This is a genomic window from Pseudomonas sp. NFACC41-3, assembly GCF_900109505.1.
Classification (GTDB): Bacteria; Pseudomonadota; Gammaproteobacteria; order Pseudomonadales; family Pseudomonadaceae; genus Aquipseudomonas; species Aquipseudomonas chlororaphis.
Genome location: NZ_FOAE01000007.1, coordinates 170,808 through 185,329, shown reverse-complemented (window position 1 = coordinate 185,329; position 14,522 = coordinate 170,808). Strand labels below are relative to the sequence as shown.

The following is a 14,522-nucleotide window of genomic DNA, read 5'->3' as shown; positions in this document are numbered from 1 at the left end:
CGAGGGTCAGGCTGCCGGTTGCAGACCGTACAGGGCCAGTTGCTGCGCGCTGCCCTTGTGCTGGATCAGGCGTGGATCGTCCAGAGGGAAGCTGCGGCCCAGCTCGCTTTCGAGGATAGCCTGCAACTTGTGGTTATCGACCTGGCCGTCGGCGCCTATGGCTTGCTGCAGCTTGTGCTGGTCGACCTGCGCGGTCTTGCCCGGTTCCAGGTAGATGGCGCCGGTGGCGAAGTCGACGCCAAAGGCGATCAGCCCCGGGATCACATAAAACAGCAGGCCCACAGCGTCGAGCACGGCTACCAGCGGGTCGATCTTGCCGTCGATCTGGCCGCGTCGGTCGGGGAAGAAGATCGAGCCGCAGGCGGTGAGCTGAGTCAGCAGGGTGGCAACCAGGACGCCACCGATGATGCGGAAAGGAATACGCATGTAAATCTCCTGAACAGACACGAAAGAGCAAGGCTGAAGCGTTGCCGGTATGAATTCAGACCGTGATTAACGCCAGGCAGTTCGCCGTTATACTCGCGCCTCTGTTTGGGAGCCAGTATGAATTCTTTGCCAATTGATGAAGTTTTACCCGCCCTGCGTGAAGCCCTGGCGACACGCCACGAGGCCGTGCTCGAAGCACCGCCCGGCGCCGGTAAGACCACCCGTGTGCCTTTGGCCCTGTTGAACGAACCCTGGCTGGCCGGACAACGCATTCTCATGCTCGAACCGCGGCGCCTGGCGGCGCGGGCTGCGGCCGAGCGGCTGGCCAGCGAACTGGGGGAAAAGGTCGGCGAAACTGTGGGCTACCGCATCCGTCTGGATAGCAAGGTCGGCCCGAACACCCGCATCGAGGTGGTTACCGAGGGGATCCTGACCCGCCGCCTGCAGGACGATCCGGCGCTGGAAGGCGTCGGCCTGCTGATCTTCGACGAATTCCACGAGCGCAGCCTCGACGCCGACCTGGCCCTGGCCTTGAGCCTCAATGGCCGCGATCTGTTCCGCGATGAGCAGCCGCTGAAAATCCTCCTGATGTCGGCGACCCTGGAAGGCGAGCGCCTGGCCGGGCTGCTGGACGACGCGCCGATCCTGCGCAGCGAAGGCCGCATGTTCCCGGTCGATGTGCGCTGGGGGCGGCCCTTCCAGCCGGGCGAGTTCATCGAGCCGCGGCTGGTGCAGACCGTTCTTGAAGCGCTGAACGATGAAAGCGGCAGCGTCCTGGTGTTCCTGCCGGGGCAGGCCGAGATCCGTCGGGTGCACCAGCAGTTGGCCGACGCCCTGGGCGAGCGCCCGGAGATTCTGCTCTGTCCGTTGCACGGTGAACTGGACCTGGCGGCGCAGCGCGCGGCCATCGAGCCGGCCCCGCCGGGCAAGCGCAAAGTGGTGCTGGCGACCAATATCGCCGAGACCAGCCTGACCATCGACGGCGTGCGCGTGGTGGTCGATGCCGGGCTGGCGCGGGTGCCGCGTTTCGACCCGGGCAGCGGCATGACCCGTCTCGACACCCAACGTATTTCCCGGGCCAGCGCCACCCAGCGCGCCGGTCGGGCCGGGCGCCTGGAGCCGGGCGTGTGCTATCGCCTGTGGTCCCAGGACCAGCATGAACAGCTGGCGGCCTATGGCAGCGCGGAGATTCTCCAGGCGGACCTGGCGGGCCTGGCCCTGCAACTGGCCCGCTGGGGTGTGACACCGGCGCAACTGGTGTGGCTGGATGTGCCGCCCGGCGCGGCCTATGCCCAGGCCCAGGACTTGCTCGAACGCCTCGGAGCGCTGACGGCCAAGGCTGGCGAGGACTACAAGCTGACACCTCATGGCCAGGCAATGGCCGAGTTGCCGGCCCATCCGCGCATTGCCCATCTGCTGTTGCGGGGCCAGGCCCTGGGGCTGGCGAACATGGCCTGCGACGTCGCCGCCTTGCTCGGCGAGCGCGACATCCTGCGTGGCGGCGGTGCCGACCTGCACAGCCGCCTGGTGCTGCTGTCCGGCGAAGAGCGCGCGGCCCGTGGCGCCCAGGGCGGGGTCCAGCGGGCTCGGCAACTGGCCCGGCAGTATCGTGGTTATTTGCGCGGCCAGCCAAGCCAGGCGGTGGCGGACCCGGATCACCCGCGCTGGCTGGGCGCCTTGCTGGCGCTGGCCTATCCGGATCGGGTCGCCCAGCAACGTCGCCCCGGCGGCGCCGAATACCGGCTGGCCAACGGCCGCGCGGCGCTGTTCAGCGAGACCGACAGCCTGATGAAGCAGCCCTGGCTGGTGATCGCCGATCTGGGCAGTCGCCAGGGGCAGCGGGAAGAGCGCATCTACCTGGCGGCGGATTTCGACCCGGCGCTGTTCGACTCGGTCCTGGCCGAGCAGGTGCGCTGCGTCGATCAGCTTGATTGGGACGAGCGCGAAGGGCTGTTGCGCGCCGAGCGCCAGCGCAAGGTCGGCGAACTGGTGCTCAGCCGCGAGCCGCTGACCGGCCTGGATGAGGCGGCGCGCTGCCAGGCCCTGGTCAATCTGGTGCGGCGCAAGGGCCTGGAGCTGTTGCCCTGGACCCCGGAGCTGCGCCAGTGGCAGGCCCGGGTGGCTTTGTTGCGCCAGCTCGATCTAGAGGCCAAGGGCGAAAGCCAGTGGCCGGACGTCAGTGACGCGGCGCTGCTCAAGAGCCTGGAAAACTGGCTGCTGCCGTACCTGGGCAAGGTTTCGCGCCTCAGCCACTTCGCCAACCTGGAACTGGCCAGCATTGTCCACAGCCTGCTGCCCTGGCCGTTGCCACAGCGCCTGGACGAGCTGGCGCCGCACCACCTGACGGTGCCGTCCGGCTCGTCGATCCGCCTTGATTACAGTGAACAACCGCCGATTCTCGCGGTGCGTCTGCAGGAGTTGTTCGGCCTGGCAGAGACACCACGGATCGCTGGCGGCCGGCAGGTGGTCAAGCTGCACCTGCTGTCCCCGGCGCGGCGGCCGGTGCAGGTCACCCAGGACTTGGCGAACTTCTGGCGCAGCACCTACGCCGAGGTGAAGAAGGACCTCAAGGGCCGTTACCCGAAACACTACTGGCCGGATGACCCGCTGGTGGCCGAAGCCACGGCCCGCGCCAAACCGCGCAAGTAACCAGTGTGTAGCCGCTGCCGAAGGCTGCGATCGAGCGCGTAGCGCTCGCCATCCCGGTTCATGTCAGGACTCAGGTTTTGCGTCCGCTGCGTCGGAATGCCGCCCAAGCCGATCACAGCCTGCGGCAGCGGCTACAGGTGTTGGTCGAAAAGTGAGCAGTGGACTGGAGAGCTTGTATTGCCTGGCGTGCAGCGGCTTACGCGCAGGTTATCCACAAGCGGCTCCACAGCGGTTGGGGGTAAGGCGGCCACTTTTTGATGACAACCTGATGACGCCACAGGCCCCGTTTCCGTAGCCGCTGCCGCAGGCTGCGATAGGTCCGCAGGACCTCCAGCGTCAGTGCCGACGCCAGCGACCGTTCCGGCCTTATCGCAGTCTGCGGCAGCGGTTACAGTGCGGCGGGCAGCAGGAAACGGGCGATCAGTGGCAGGTGGTCGGAGATGCGCAGGGTGTCGTCCTGCCGTACTTGGGCCTCGACCCGCTTGAGCCGCGGGCTATGGAACAGGTAGTCGACGGTGCGATCCGGGCCGCTCAGGGCCGGGTCGTTGGGGTAGTGGGTCAGCCACAGGGCGCGGTCGATGCCGCTGGCCTCGTTGTTGGTGGGAATCATCGGGTACTTGTCCCAGAGCGTGTGCAACGCGCTGTCGGCGGAGTAGGGCGTGCGTTGCTCGGGGGCGAGACGCTGGTACTGGCCCAGGGGCAGCAGGTTGAAGTCGCCGCCGATCAGCCAGGGCGTGCCACGGGCTTCGAGGCGGTCGAGGATCCTGGTGACCGCATTCACCTGGGCTTGCAGGGTGTCGTCGGGTTTCGTCGCGCGGTCCAGATGGGTATTGAGCACCGCCATCTGCCCGCCGTCGCTTAACGGCAGGTAACTCACCAGCACGGCGTTTTTCGACTGGAACTGGCGGCTGAGGAGATTGGCCTCGGGCACCGGCAATTGCAGGCGTTCGGCGTGTTCGATGCGGTAGCGGCTCAAGGTCGCCAGTTGCCGGCCGACGCTGCCGAAGATGTGCGGGGAGGGTACGAAGTCGGCCTTCCAGTCGAAGGCCTGTGTGCTGCACGGATACAGGTCGGTCAGGCGTTCCTGCAGCAGCTTGAGCTGGTCCTGGTAGCCGCTGGCCTTGGCGCCGTTGTCCAGTTCCTGCAGCAGCACGATGTCCGGCTGTTCATCGCGAATCACCCGGGCCACTTCGTCCAGGCTGAAGGCCATGTCTTCCGGGGTCGGGCGCTCGTCCGGCCCCCGGGCCTGGTCGTTCCAGAACACGTAGCGCTTGCCTGCCAGGTACTGCACGTTCCAGGTCATCACCTTCAGCGCCTGGCCCGGCACCAGGCTGGGCACCTTGCCGGTGCAGGCGACCGGTAGCGACTCCTTGGCGTCGGGGCGCCAGGTCAGGCTGTAGACCAGGGCTGACAACAGGCCTGCGCTGATCAGCAGGCCCAGGAGGATGAAGCGAAATAGACGGGGCATCGGCTCGGCTTATGGCGTTGCTGGATTGAGCCCGAGCATAACCGAGAGCGGGACCGCGGCCCAAGGGGTAGAGCGGTCGGCCCCCGGAGTCATTGCTGGTCAGGCGAGTCGCCGATCAGCATGAACAGGCGGAATACCACCACGCTGGTGAACAACTGCAGGAAGCTGTGGGCGCTTTCGATCAGCAGCGACAGCATCGGACCCGGCTCGGGGTACGCCGCCAGGCTGGCGCCCTTGAGCACCCACAGCGGGGCCATCACGGCCAGGATGCAGACCAGGATCCGCAGGAAGTGTCCGCGGGTCAGGCGGAAGCTTTCCTTGATCGCGGCCAGCGGTTGCAGGCCCTTGAGCACCAGCAGGTATTCGGCGAAGGCCAGGGTCACCATCAGCCACAGCCCGGGCAGGAAATACAGCGACAGGCCCAGCAGGATCAGCAGGGTGTTGATGGCGGTCAGCAAGGCAAAGCGCGGCCACAGGCTGACGGTCGCGGCGAGCAGGTCGCGGGCCAATGGCGATTCGCCACGGCTGCGGGCATCGAGAAACAGGATCAGTACCCCGGTGTAGAGCGGGTAGATCAACAGGCCGACGATCACGCTGTAGCCGGGAAAGGCCTCGGGGCCCAGCGAGCTGTCGACCGCCTGCTGCAGCAGCGCTTCGAGGACCACCAGCGGCAGGCACAGTTGGACGATACGGCCCAGGTTGCGCTGGCAGAAGTACAGGGAGTCGCGCAGAACGGTTAACGGATTCATCAGTGGTTATCGCAGATCACAAAAAGCGGTTGGACACTTTAACCGATGCAGCCCCGGGGCGAGCAAACGTAAACGTTAGGTAAAGGCCATTGAAAGCTCGCTGGGCAGCCCCATTACTGGTTGCACCTTGTGCATGACGACAAGGCCCCGTTTTTTACCGGCAATCTAAAGAGGTCGCCATGAATAGCGAAGAGCAAACCCTGATCGATGGACTGTTTTCACGGTTGCAGCAAGCCGAGAAGGATTCAGCCCCGCGCGACGCCCAGGCCGAGGCGCGGATCAAGGAGCATCTGACCCGGCAGCCTGCCGCCGGGTATTTCATGACCCAGGCGATTCTGGTGCAAGAGGCGGCAATCAAGAGCCTCGACGAGCAGAACAAGCAACTCACCCAGCAAGTCCAGCAACTGCAGGCCGAGTTGCAGCAGGCCAGATCCCAGGCCGCGGCGCCGGCGCCCAGCAGCGGTGGCGGCTTCCTTTCGAGCATCTTCGGCAGCGGTTCCCGCGATCCGCAGCCGGCGCCGACGCAAAGCGCTCCGGCCTCGTCCGGTGGTGGCTGGCGCGAACCGGCGCGGCCGGCGTTCAACCCGCAGCCGCAGCAGAACTACCCGCAACAGAGCTATCCCCAGCAGAACTACGCAGCTCCACCCCAGCAGACTCCGGCCGCGGCTGGCAGCAGCTTCCTCGGCGGCGCGCTGAAAACCGCCGCCGGCGTGGCGGGTGGCGTGATGCTGGCGCAAGGCCTCAGCAGCCTGTTCCACGGCAACCAGCAGCCGCAGGAAATCGTCGAAGTGATCAAGGAAGAACCGTCGCCCGCCAACGACAACGCGGGTGGCTGGGGCAATGACGAGCAGCGTATGGCCAATAACGACTCCTGGGGCAACAACGACCAGGGTGGTTTCAGCGATGCCGACTACGGCAACGACGACAGCTCGTTCTTTTCCGACGACGATTCCTTCGTCTGACCCGCCATCGGTCCGGAACGCAACAGCGTCCCGGACCGATTATTCGCGGAACCTTCCTTCTGGCTGGCATACTGGGCGACTTTTCAGGGTTGAGTCCCGGCCCAGTTCGCGCGCGTGAGCGCCATGAGGATAAGCGGTGAAAAAAATCGCTGTGTTCGCCGATGTCCAGAATCTCTATTACACCGTGCGCCAGGCCTATGGTTGTCACTTCAACTATGCCGCCCTGTGGGCCGATATCAGCCAGCAGGGGCAGATAGTCGAGGCCTACGCCTATGCGATCGACCGGGGCGACAGCAAGCAGCAGCAGTTCCAGCAGATCCTGCGCAACCTGGGCTTCACGGTAAAACTCAAACCCTATATCCAGCGCAGCGACGGTTCGGCCAAGGGCGACTGGGACGTGGGTATCACCATCGACATCATGGACGCCGCGGCCCATGTCGACGAAGTGGTGCTGGCCTCCGGCGACGGCGATTTCGACCTGTTGCTCGAGCGCATCATCAGCAAGCACGGGGTCGAAGCGGTGGCCTATGGCGTGCCGGGGCTGACCGCCAATTCGCTGATTCGCGCGGCCACGCGCTACGTGCCGATCGAAGGCGCACTACTGCTCAAAAGCTGAGCTGACTATTTTTTGTACGGAGCTGGACAGGTTTGGAACGCATCGCAGTCATCGACTTTGAAACCACCGGGATCTCCCCGAGCAGCAGTTGCCGGGCCACGGAAATCGCCGTGGTGATCCTTGAGCAGGGGCGCATCGTCGAGCGTTACCAGAGCCTGATGAACGCCGGCGTGCGGGTGCCGGCCTTCATCGAACAACTGACCGGCATTAGCAACGCCATGCTGCGCGGCGCGCCGCCGGCCGAGCAGGTGATGAACGAGGTCAACGAATTCGTCGGCACCACGCCGCTGCTGGCGCACAACGCTGCGTTCGACCAGAAGTTCTGGGACTACGAGCTCGGCCGGATCAAGCGCACCCGCTTGCAGAACTTCGCCTGTTCCCTGTTGCTGGCCCGACGGCTGATGCCGGCGGCGCCCAACCACAAGCTCGGCACCCTCACCCGTTTCGCCAGCTTGCCCCATACCGGCCAGGCTCACCGGGCCATGGCCGATGCGGAAATGGCCGCCAACCTTACCGCCCACCTGGCGCTGGAGCTGCGGCAGAAACACGGGCTGCGCGAGCTGTCCCACGATTTCCTGTGCAAATTGCAGAAAGTGCCGGCCGCCAAGATCGGTGAACACCTCAAGCGCCATCGCGGCGCCTGACTCCTGTAGCCGCTGCCGCAGGCTGCGATCGGCTCCGAAGGAGACGCGCTCTTGAGGGCCTCGGAAGGCTCTTCGAGCCTTATCGCAGCCTGCGGCAGCGGCTACAGATCGGTGCTGGCTGGGTTCACTTGCCGTTGCTCTCCAGATGCCCCAGCGGCACGCGCTGTTCGATGGCGCTGGAGAGCACGATCGAGGTCTTGCTGAACCCGTACTTCGCCACCCGGTTGATCAGCTCTTCCAGCTCCGGCATCGAGCCGACGGCGGCGCGCATGATCACGCACGGATCGCCGGTGACCCGCTGGCATTCGGTGAGTTGCGGGATCCGGCTCAGTTCGTCGTAGGCCTTCTGATTGCCGTGCTGGGCCATGCGCAGTTCGATCACGCACTGGATCGGCAGCCCGAGCTTGGCCAGGTCGACCTTGGCCTGGTAACCGGTGATCACTCCGCTGGCTTCGAGTTTGGCCACCCGTTCGGCCACGGCGGGGGCGGAGAGGTTCACCTTGCGCGCCAGCTCCGCGTAGCTCGCCCGGCCATTTTCCAGCAGGGCGGCGAGGAGCATGCGGTCATATTTATCCATGATAAGGCTCCCAAACTCAGCGACTTTCGAAAGCATGGTTTATAGCCAGAATCTCCATGTTTTGAAAAGTGTACCGATGCTTTAAACAGGTTTTGTAACTTAAGTTCCGCCGGCCGGCTTTCTAGAATAACCCTCTCCCTCGTCCTGTCTTCGAGCTTCCCATGCCTGGCCTACGCCGTTTTCCCTTGCCCCTGATTGCCGCCTTTTTTGCGTTGTACGTGATCTGGGGGTCGACCTACCTGGTGATCCGTATCGGTGTCGAATACTGGCCGCCGCTGATGCTCGCCGGCATCCGTTTCGTGATCGCCGGCAGCCTGATGTACGGCTTCCTGCGTTGGCGCGGGGCGCCGGCGCCGACCTGGGCGCAATGGCGGGCGGCGGGGGTGATCGGCATCCTGCTGCTGAGCTGCGGTAATGGCGCGGTCACTGTCGCCGAACACATGGGCGTGGCGTCCGGAGTGGCGGCCCTGGCGGTGGCCACGGTGCCGCTGTTCACCCTGCTGTGCGGTTACTTCTGGGGCGCGCGCAACACTCGCCTGGAATGGGCCGGGATCGTCCTCGGGCTGATCGGCATCGCCATGCTCAACCTTGGTTCCAACCTGCAGTCGAGCCCGACCGGCGCGGCCTTGCTGGTGTTCGCGGCGGCGGCCTGGGCCTTCGGTTCGGTGTGGAGCAAGCACCTGCCATTGCCGCAAGGGGCGATGGCCAGTGCCGTCGAGATGCTGGTGGGCGGCGTGGTGCTGCTGATCGGCAGCTGGTTGAGCGGCGAGCAACTGGCCGCCGTTCCGCCGATCGAAGGCTGGGCAGCCCTGGCGTACCTGATCGGTTTCGGCTCGATCATCGCCTTCAACGCCTACATGTACTTGCTCAAGCATGTGCGTCCGGCGGCGGCCACCAGCTATGCCTACGTCAACCCGGCGGTAGCGGTGCTGCTGGGGATCGTGTTTGTCGGCGAGACCATCGGCCTGGAGGAGGCGCTGGCGATGGTGGTGATCATCAGTGCCGTGGTGTTGATCGGCCTGCCGCAGTGGAGCCGACCGAAAGTGAAAGTGCTGGCGGAAGAAACGACCGCCTGACACTGGCGGTCGTGATTGCCTTAACCCCCGGACGCGCGCGCTGCGTTCGCCCGGGAGCAGTTACAGGGGCATCAGTTACAGGCGCCTTCGTCGCGCCAGACCTTGCCGCTGCCTTCGCCTCCGGTATACGCCGGGTTACCCGGTTCATTGCCCTGGGTCCACCAGCGCGCGGTATAGAAGTGGCCGTTGTGGCTGACCTTGTTGCCGGTCAGGTACGCGCTATTCGCGTTCCATTGCCCCAGGCAGAGGCTGGGTTGTCCACCTTCCTCGGCGCTGACCTTCACGTTGTGCTCGCTGACCACTGTGTGATGGCCGTTGCTCAGTTCGAGGCTGAAGCGGTAGTTGGCGTCCTTGCCGGTCTTCGGCGCGATGAACGTCAGTTGCGGCCCGTTGGCCTGGAAACTCAGGCTCGGGGTGACGCTCCAACGGTACTCCAGGGGCAGGCCCGCGGGGTCGCTGGAGCCCGAGGCGTCGAGCCGGACCTGCTCGCCGGCCTTGGCTTGGGTCGCACCGTTGATGCTCGGTAGCGGTGGCTCGACCTGAGTGTCGTTGTCGCATGGCCCCAGATCCTTCCACACCTTGCCGCTGCCGTCGGCGCCGGTGAAGTTCGGATTGCCGGGTTCGCTGCCCTGTACCCACCAGCGGGCCATGTATTGGCGACCCTTGTGCTGCACCTGGTTTTTTTCCGTATAGACCTTGTCGGCTTCCCACTGGGCTTGGCAGCTGGCCGCGTTGCCGCCGGCCTTGACCAGCACTTCATGGCTGGCGCTGCTGCTCTGCTTGCCGTTGCTCAGCTTCAACGTGAAGCGGTAGCGGGTGTCGCTGGCCCGTTCGGGCGCGCTGAAGCTCAGGCGCGGGCCGTCGAAGCTGAAGTCCAGGGCCGGCGTCACTTCCCAGGCGTAACTCAGGGCATTGCCCTGCGGGTCGCTGGACGCGGAGGCATCCAGGACCACCTGCTGACCGGCCTCAGCCTCGGTCTTGCCATTGATCACCGCCACCGGCGGCAGGTCGGCGTCGACCGGCTTGAGGGCGGCGGACTTGACCTCGTTGTCGGCGCTGAATTCGCCATCGGCGAGCAGCGTCCACGGACCGTCCGGGCCGGCGCCGCCATACACCTGGTAATCCTTGATATTGCCGCTCAGGCCCTGGTCCTGGCGTGGCAGGTAATGCAACTGGGAGAAGCGGCTCTCGGTGCCCAGGTCGATCACCAGTTGATGGGGATAACCGGCCCCGGTCGCCGAAGCCCAGTAGGACTTGGGGTTGCCGTCGAGGATGTTGCTGCCGGGCGAACCGGCCTGGGTGCTGCTGGCGGAGTGGATGCGCCAGCCGCGGGGCAGGGATTTGCCGCGGGCATCGGCCAGGTGCAGTTCGGCGATGCTGGCGCCTTCCTTGCCATCCACCGAGGAGTTGGCCACCAGCCGCACATAACGCGCCTTGACGGTTTCGTTCTGGGTGGCGAAAGCGTGACCCTCGATCACCATGCCGGCCACGCTCTTGTTCTTTTCCACGCGCAACGCCAGGTACCAACGGCCGGCCTGCGGATCGTTGACCGCCAGGGCCACACCGTTGTTTTCCAGGGAACGGTAGTCATAGTCGCTGACGCTTGGCTGGCTGCCCTGCTTGAGCAGCAGTTGGACCTTGCTCGACGACTCGTTCTGCGGGCCCTGGGTCACGCTGAACACCAGGCGCTGGGTGCCGCTGGGGACGTCCAGGGGGAAGTAGCGTATTTCGTCCTTGGCCAGATCGACCGACTGTTGCAGCAAGGGTGTGGCTTGCTCGTCGGCCAGGGGCACCACGGCAGGCGCGTAGGCGGAGATCTTCGCCGCGTTCTCGCGCCAGACCCTGGCCATGTTCGCGGTCTGCGCATCGCCCAGCGGCACTCCACGGCTGTCCTTGAGATCCGGGTTGGAGTAGTAGGGCACCTGGTTGCCGCAGAGGATGGTGCCGACCCGGCCGTTGTTATAGCCGAAGCGGTAGCTTTTGCCGTCCGAGCAGTGGCTGCCGCCGATGTTGTGCGCCAGTTCATGGCGAAACACCGTCGGCCCATTGATGTAGTTGATCGAGTAGCGCCCGTTGACGTAGGCCCAGCCGACCGCCGTGTCCTGGCCTGGGACCCCGCGCACGAAGCTGGCGACCAGGTCCGGGCTGTACTGCTTGATGCCGTCGGCGAACACTTTGCTGACCTGGCTCAGGGAGCCCGTGGTGATCGGCATGTCATCGCTGACCACCTGGGTACCTACCAGGCGTAAACGCACGCCCTGGATCTGCGATTGCTGCACGGCGCGGTTGACCGCCACCACCTGCGCCAGGGCATAGGCTTCGGGGTCACCGATAAACCTGGCCGACGCCTCCGAGAAGCCTGCCAGCAGGTCGATGAGGATGTCCCCGTTGGCGCTGCGATCGAGCTGATAGCTGCGTTGGCCGCTGCGCGATTCGAGCAGGTTGGGTTGCTCCTTGCCCGGGGCCTCCAGGGAGTCCTGGGCATGGGCCGGGCGTTGCGGGCCGTCGAAGCGCAACAGCGACTGCTGGCCATCGGCGGTGCCACGAATGATCGCATTGGCTTGCGGCAACAGCGCGACGAAGCTGCCATCGGCGCGACTGGCGACAATCATTTCGTCCTCCGGCTGCAAGCTGCGGCTATGGGTCTTGCCGACCAGCACCCTGAGGTCCTTGAAGCCATCGGCCGTGGTCGGCACGAGGCTGCGGATGCTCAGGCCGGTTTCCTGTTGCAGGCGTTGGGTGCCGACCTCGGCCGTGCTGCGGGCTCCCGGGGCGAGGGTCTGGAGGTTGATGAAGGGGCCGCTCTGGGCGGCCGAAGCCTGCGAGCCGGTCTCCTGGGCCAGTAGCTCGCCGCTCAGGGGCAACAGTACGGCCGCCGCGAGGCTGGTGCAGTAAAAGCGGTGGGCGCGGGAAAACGCGGTCAATCTGAAGCGAGGCATAACCATTCCTGAAACCGCACGGACGCCCCCCAGCCGATCGGGATCGACAGAGTGCCTGTGCGGGTAAGTGATGAATAAGGAGGTGTGCCGGCGGCCGGGATCATAGGCGGTGGGTCACTGCCCTGTACATTGACCCGGCGGCTTTTCGTACCCGTCCGAAACGCTCGGTGTCCGGGCGCAAGGTATTTTTACGTGATGCCTGGAAGAAGCCTCCGCTTGAGAGTGCCGGGTAGCGCGCGAGCAAAAACGCCGGGCATTGCCCGGCGTTTTTTGTTCCAGCCCGTCGTACTCAGTCCGGGTTGGACAGCATCACCAGCGCTAGCAGTACCAGGACGAAGGCCAGCATGAACAGCAGGCTGATCCCGGCGACGCGCCACAACGAGAAGAAAGGCCCCTTGCTGAGTTTGTGTTCGATGACGACCGGACCGAAGAGTTGGCGCGCGTAAGTGTTCATCGCAAAAATCGGTGGCAGTACGAAGACCACGGCTGGAACGCTTTCCGGCAGCACCGCGCCCAGCACCATCATCAGGATGAGCAGGCCGATACCGATGTACCAGGCCTTCTTCACTTCGCTTTCACGGCCGAGCGCCTTGAGGTTGGCGGCGATCATGTAGGACCCCGCCACGGAAGTGCCGAGGAAGGTGGCAAGGCCGACAGCGTTGATGCTGTACAGGCGCAATGGCGCAGTCGCCGCCGGGGTCTGCAATTCGGCGGTCGGTGTCTGGAAGGGGTTGGGCGTATCCATACAGGTCAGGCTCCTGGATCTTCAAAGGTGCAATAGGGAAAAAAGGGACTGAATTCTCCTCCCGTACCTCAAGGCGCGTCCACCCGCATTCTTCATGCCCGCCAGCTGGCGACCTGTTGCGGGGCAACTCGTCAGCCCGAAAGAAACCCGCCTGAATTAGGGTAAACTGCCGCCCATTGCACACCTGCGCTGACAATTTCCCTACGGTATCCCCATGACATTCGCCACTCTTGGCCTGATCGAACCCTTGCTGCGCGCCCTCGAAACGCTTGGCTACCAGACCCCGACACCGGTGCAGGCGCAAGCCATTCCGGCGGTGCTGGGCGGTCGCGACCTGATGGCCGCGGCCCAGACCGGCACCGGCAAGACCGCCGGCTTCGCCTTGCCGCTGTTGCAGTTGCTGGCCATGGAAGGGCCGAAAGTCACCGCCAACTCGGTGCGCGCCCTGATTCTGGTGCCGACCCGCGAACTGGCCGAACAGGTGCACGAAGCGGTGCGCCAGTACGCCGAGAACCTGCCGCTGCGCACTTACGCGGTGTACGGCGGCGTCAGCATCAATCCGCAAATGATGAAGCTGCGCGGCGGCGTTGACCTGCTGGTGGCCACGCCGGGCCGCCTGCTCGATCTGTTTCGCCAGAACGCGCTGAAGTTCAACCAGTTGCAGACCCTGGTGCTGGACGAAGCCGATCGCATGCTCGACCTGGGCTTTTCCGAAGAGCTGGCGAACATTTATCGCGCCCTGCCGAAAAAGCGTCAGACCCTGCTGTTCTCCGCGACCTTCTCCGATGACATCCGCCTGCTGGCCGGGCAGATGCTCAACGACCCGCTGAGCATCGAAGTCAGCCCGCGCAACGTTGCCGCCAACACCGTCAAGCAATGGGTGGTGACGGTGGACAAGAAGCGCAAGCCGGAGCTGTTCAGCCACCTGCTGCGCAAGAACCGCTGGAAGCAGGTGCTGGTGTTCGCCAAGACCCGCAACGGCGTGGACGCGCTGGTGGAAAGGCTGCAGGGCCAGGGCGTGAACGCCGACGGCATCCATGGCGACAAGCCCCAGGCTACCCGCCAGCGGGCGCTGGACCGCTTCAAGGCCAGCGAGATCCAGATCCTGGTGGCCACCGATGTCGCGGCCCGTGGCCTGGACATCGAGGACTTGCCGCTAGTGGTCAACTTCGACCTGCCGATCGTCGCCGAGGATTACATCCACCGCATCGGCCGCACCGGCCGCGCCGGCTCCACCGGTGAGGCGATCTCGCTGGTGTGCGCCGATGAAGTGAACCTGCTGTCGGCCATCGAGATGCTGACCCGCCAGACCCTCAAGCGCCACGACGAGCCGGACTTCATCCCGGAGCACCGGGTGCCGGAAACCGACGCCAGCGGCCAGGTGATCAAGAAACCGAAAAAACCGAAGAAACCCAAGACTTCCGGCGGTGGCGGCAAGCGCAACCTGGGCAAGTGGGTGGACAGTGGCGAAGTGGCCGAAGCCCCGGCGGTGAAACCGGTGCGCAAGGTGCCGGCGTTCAATACCGGGCCGCGCAAGCGCAAGCCGTAAGCCAGAGGCCAACACCGCCCCTGTAGCCGCTGGCGCAGCCTGCGATCGAGGACGCAGTCCTCGTAAAACCAAACGACCCGGTTCTCCTGGAGAAGCCGGGTCGTTTGCTTTGGCGGCCGCTG

At 65.1% G+C, this 14,522-nt stretch carries 12 protein-coding genes; 6 read left to right on the top strand and 6 right to left on the bottom strand.

The features are described from left to right. Positions 1-6: 6 nt before the first annotated feature. A complete protein-coding gene (locus tag BMY68_RS28605; protein WP_085534550.1) occupies positions 7-426 on the bottom strand; it encodes a polyribonucleotide nucleotidyltransferase in 420 nt (139 codons plus the stop codon). Positions 427-543: 117 nt separating this feature from the next. On the opposite strand from BMY68_RS28605, the gene hrpB reads away from it, so the two are divergent. Continuing rightward, positions 544-3,075, top strand: a complete 2,532-nt coding sequence (gene hrpB / locus BMY68_RS28600) for an ATP-dependent helicase HrpB (protein ID WP_085534552.1) — start codon at positions 544-546, stop codon at positions 3,073-3,075. 388 nt (positions 3,076-3,463) lie between these two features. Here the strand turns inward: hrpB and BMY68_RS28595 are convergent, their stop codons facing one another. Both BMY68_RS28595 and BMY68_RS28590 read right to left on the bottom strand, forming a co-directional pair. Then, complete coding sequence (locus tag BMY68_RS28595) at positions 3,464-4,543, bottom strand: endonuclease/exonuclease/phosphatase family protein (protein ID WP_085534554.1); 1,080 nt, start codon at positions 4,541-4,543, stop codon at positions 3,464-3,466. Positions 4,544-4,632: 89 nt separating this feature from the next. Beyond that, positions 4,633-5,292 (bottom strand): DUF7847 domain-containing protein, encoded by a 660-nt coding sequence (locus tag BMY68_RS28590; protein WP_007929142.1) that lies wholly within the window; start codon positions 5,290-5,292, stop codon positions 4,633-4,635. Between the two features lie 179 nt (positions 5,293-5,471). On the opposite strand from BMY68_RS28590, the gene BMY68_RS28585 reads away from it, so the two are divergent. The 3 genes from BMY68_RS28585 to BMY68_RS28575 all read left to right on the top strand — a co-directional run bounded on the left by BMY68_RS28585 (position 5,472) and on the right by BMY68_RS28575 (position 7,514). Further along, positions 5,472-6,254, top strand: a complete 783-nt coding sequence (locus BMY68_RS28585; protein ID WP_085534556.1) for a DUF2076 domain-containing protein — start codon at positions 5,472-5,474, stop codon at positions 6,252-6,254. A 136-nt stretch (positions 6,255-6,390) separates the two neighbouring features. Further along, entirely contained in the window at positions 6,391-6,870 is a 480-nt protein-coding gene (locus tag BMY68_RS28580; RefSeq protein ID WP_007929138.1) for an NYN domain-containing protein, read from the top strand. A gap of 32 nt (positions 6,871-6,902) precedes the next feature. Continuing rightward, a complete protein-coding gene (locus BMY68_RS28575) occupies positions 6,903-7,514 on the top strand; it encodes a 3'-5' exonuclease (protein WP_085534558.1) in 612 nt (203 codons plus the stop codon). Positions 7,515-7,638: 124 nt separating this feature from the next. Here the strand turns inward: BMY68_RS28575 and BMY68_RS28570 are convergent, their stop codons facing one another. After that, on the bottom strand, positions 7,639-8,091 hold the full coding sequence (locus BMY68_RS28570; protein WP_007930752.1) for an Lrp/AsnC family transcriptional regulator: 453 nt from the start codon (positions 8,089-8,091) through the stop codon (positions 7,639-7,641). Positions 8,092-8,252: 161 nt separating this feature from the next. Between BMY68_RS28570 and yedA the strand changes: the two genes are divergently transcribed. Continuing rightward, the gene (gene yedA / locus BMY68_RS28565) at positions 8,253-9,167 is read left to right on the top strand and encodes a drug/metabolite exporter YedA (protein WP_009045765.1); all 915 of its coding nucleotides are present in this window, start codon (positions 8,253-8,255) and stop codon (positions 9,165-9,167) included. 71 nt (positions 9,168-9,238) lie between these two features. On the opposite strand, the gene BMY68_RS28560 is transcribed toward yedA, so the two are convergent. Together BMY68_RS28560 and BMY68_RS28555 are read right to left on the bottom strand one after the other, a co-directional pair. Continuing rightward, the gene (locus BMY68_RS28560; protein ID WP_085534560.1) at positions 9,239-12,106 is read right to left on the bottom strand and encodes a discoidin domain-containing protein; all 2,868 of its coding nucleotides are present in this window, start codon (positions 12,104-12,106) and stop codon (positions 9,239-9,241) included. 289 nt (positions 12,107-12,395) lie between these two features. Further along, a complete protein-coding gene (locus tag BMY68_RS28555) occupies positions 12,396-12,851 on the bottom strand; it encodes a hypothetical protein (protein ID WP_085534561.1) in 456 nt (151 codons plus the stop codon). A gap of 214 nt (positions 12,852-13,065) precedes the next feature. Here BMY68_RS28555 and BMY68_RS28550 point away from each other — a divergent pair, with 214 nt between their 5' ends. Further along, on the top strand, positions 13,066-14,400 hold the full coding sequence (locus BMY68_RS28550) for an RNA helicase RhlE1 (protein WP_009045762.1): 1,335 nt from the start codon (positions 13,066-13,068) through the stop codon (positions 14,398-14,400). Positions 14,401-14,522: the final 122 nt, after the last annotated feature.

Coding starts and splice junctions, on each gene's coding strand:
- BMY68_RS28605 (WP_085534550.1), bottom strand. CDS start 426: ATGCGTATTCCTTTCCGCATCATCGGTGGCGTCCTGGTTGCCACCCTG.
- hrpB (WP_085534552.1), top strand. CDS start 544: ATGAATTCTTTGCCAATTGATGAAGTTTTACCCGCCCTGCGTGAAGCC.
- BMY68_RS28595 (WP_085534554.1), bottom strand. CDS start 4,543: ATGCCCCGTCTATTTCGCTTCATCCTCCTGGGCCTGCTGATCAGCGCA.
- BMY68_RS28590 (WP_007929142.1), bottom strand. CDS start 5,292: ATGAATCCGTTAACCGTTCTGCGCGACTCCCTGTACTTCTGCCAGCGC.
- BMY68_RS28585 (WP_085534556.1), top strand. CDS start 5,472: ATGAATAGCGAAGAGCAAACCCTGATCGATGGACTGTTTTCACGGTTG.
- BMY68_RS28570 (WP_007930752.1), bottom strand. CDS start 8,091: ATGGATAAATATGACCGCATGCTCCTCGCCGCCCTGCTGGAAAATGGC.
- yedA (WP_009045765.1), top strand. CDS start 8,253: ATGCCTGGCCTACGCCGTTTTCCCTTGCCCCTGATTGCCGCCTTTTTT.
- BMY68_RS28560 (WP_085534560.1), bottom strand. CDS start 12,106: ATGCCTCGCTTCAGATTGACCGCGTTTTCCCGCGCCCACCGCTTTTAC.
- BMY68_RS28555 (WP_085534561.1), bottom strand. CDS start 12,851: ATGGATACGCCCAACCCCTTCCAGACACCGACCGCCGAATTGCAGACC.
- BMY68_RS28550 (WP_009045762.1), top strand. CDS start 13,066: ATGACATTCGCCACTCTTGGCCTGATCGAACCCTTGCTGCGCGCCCTC.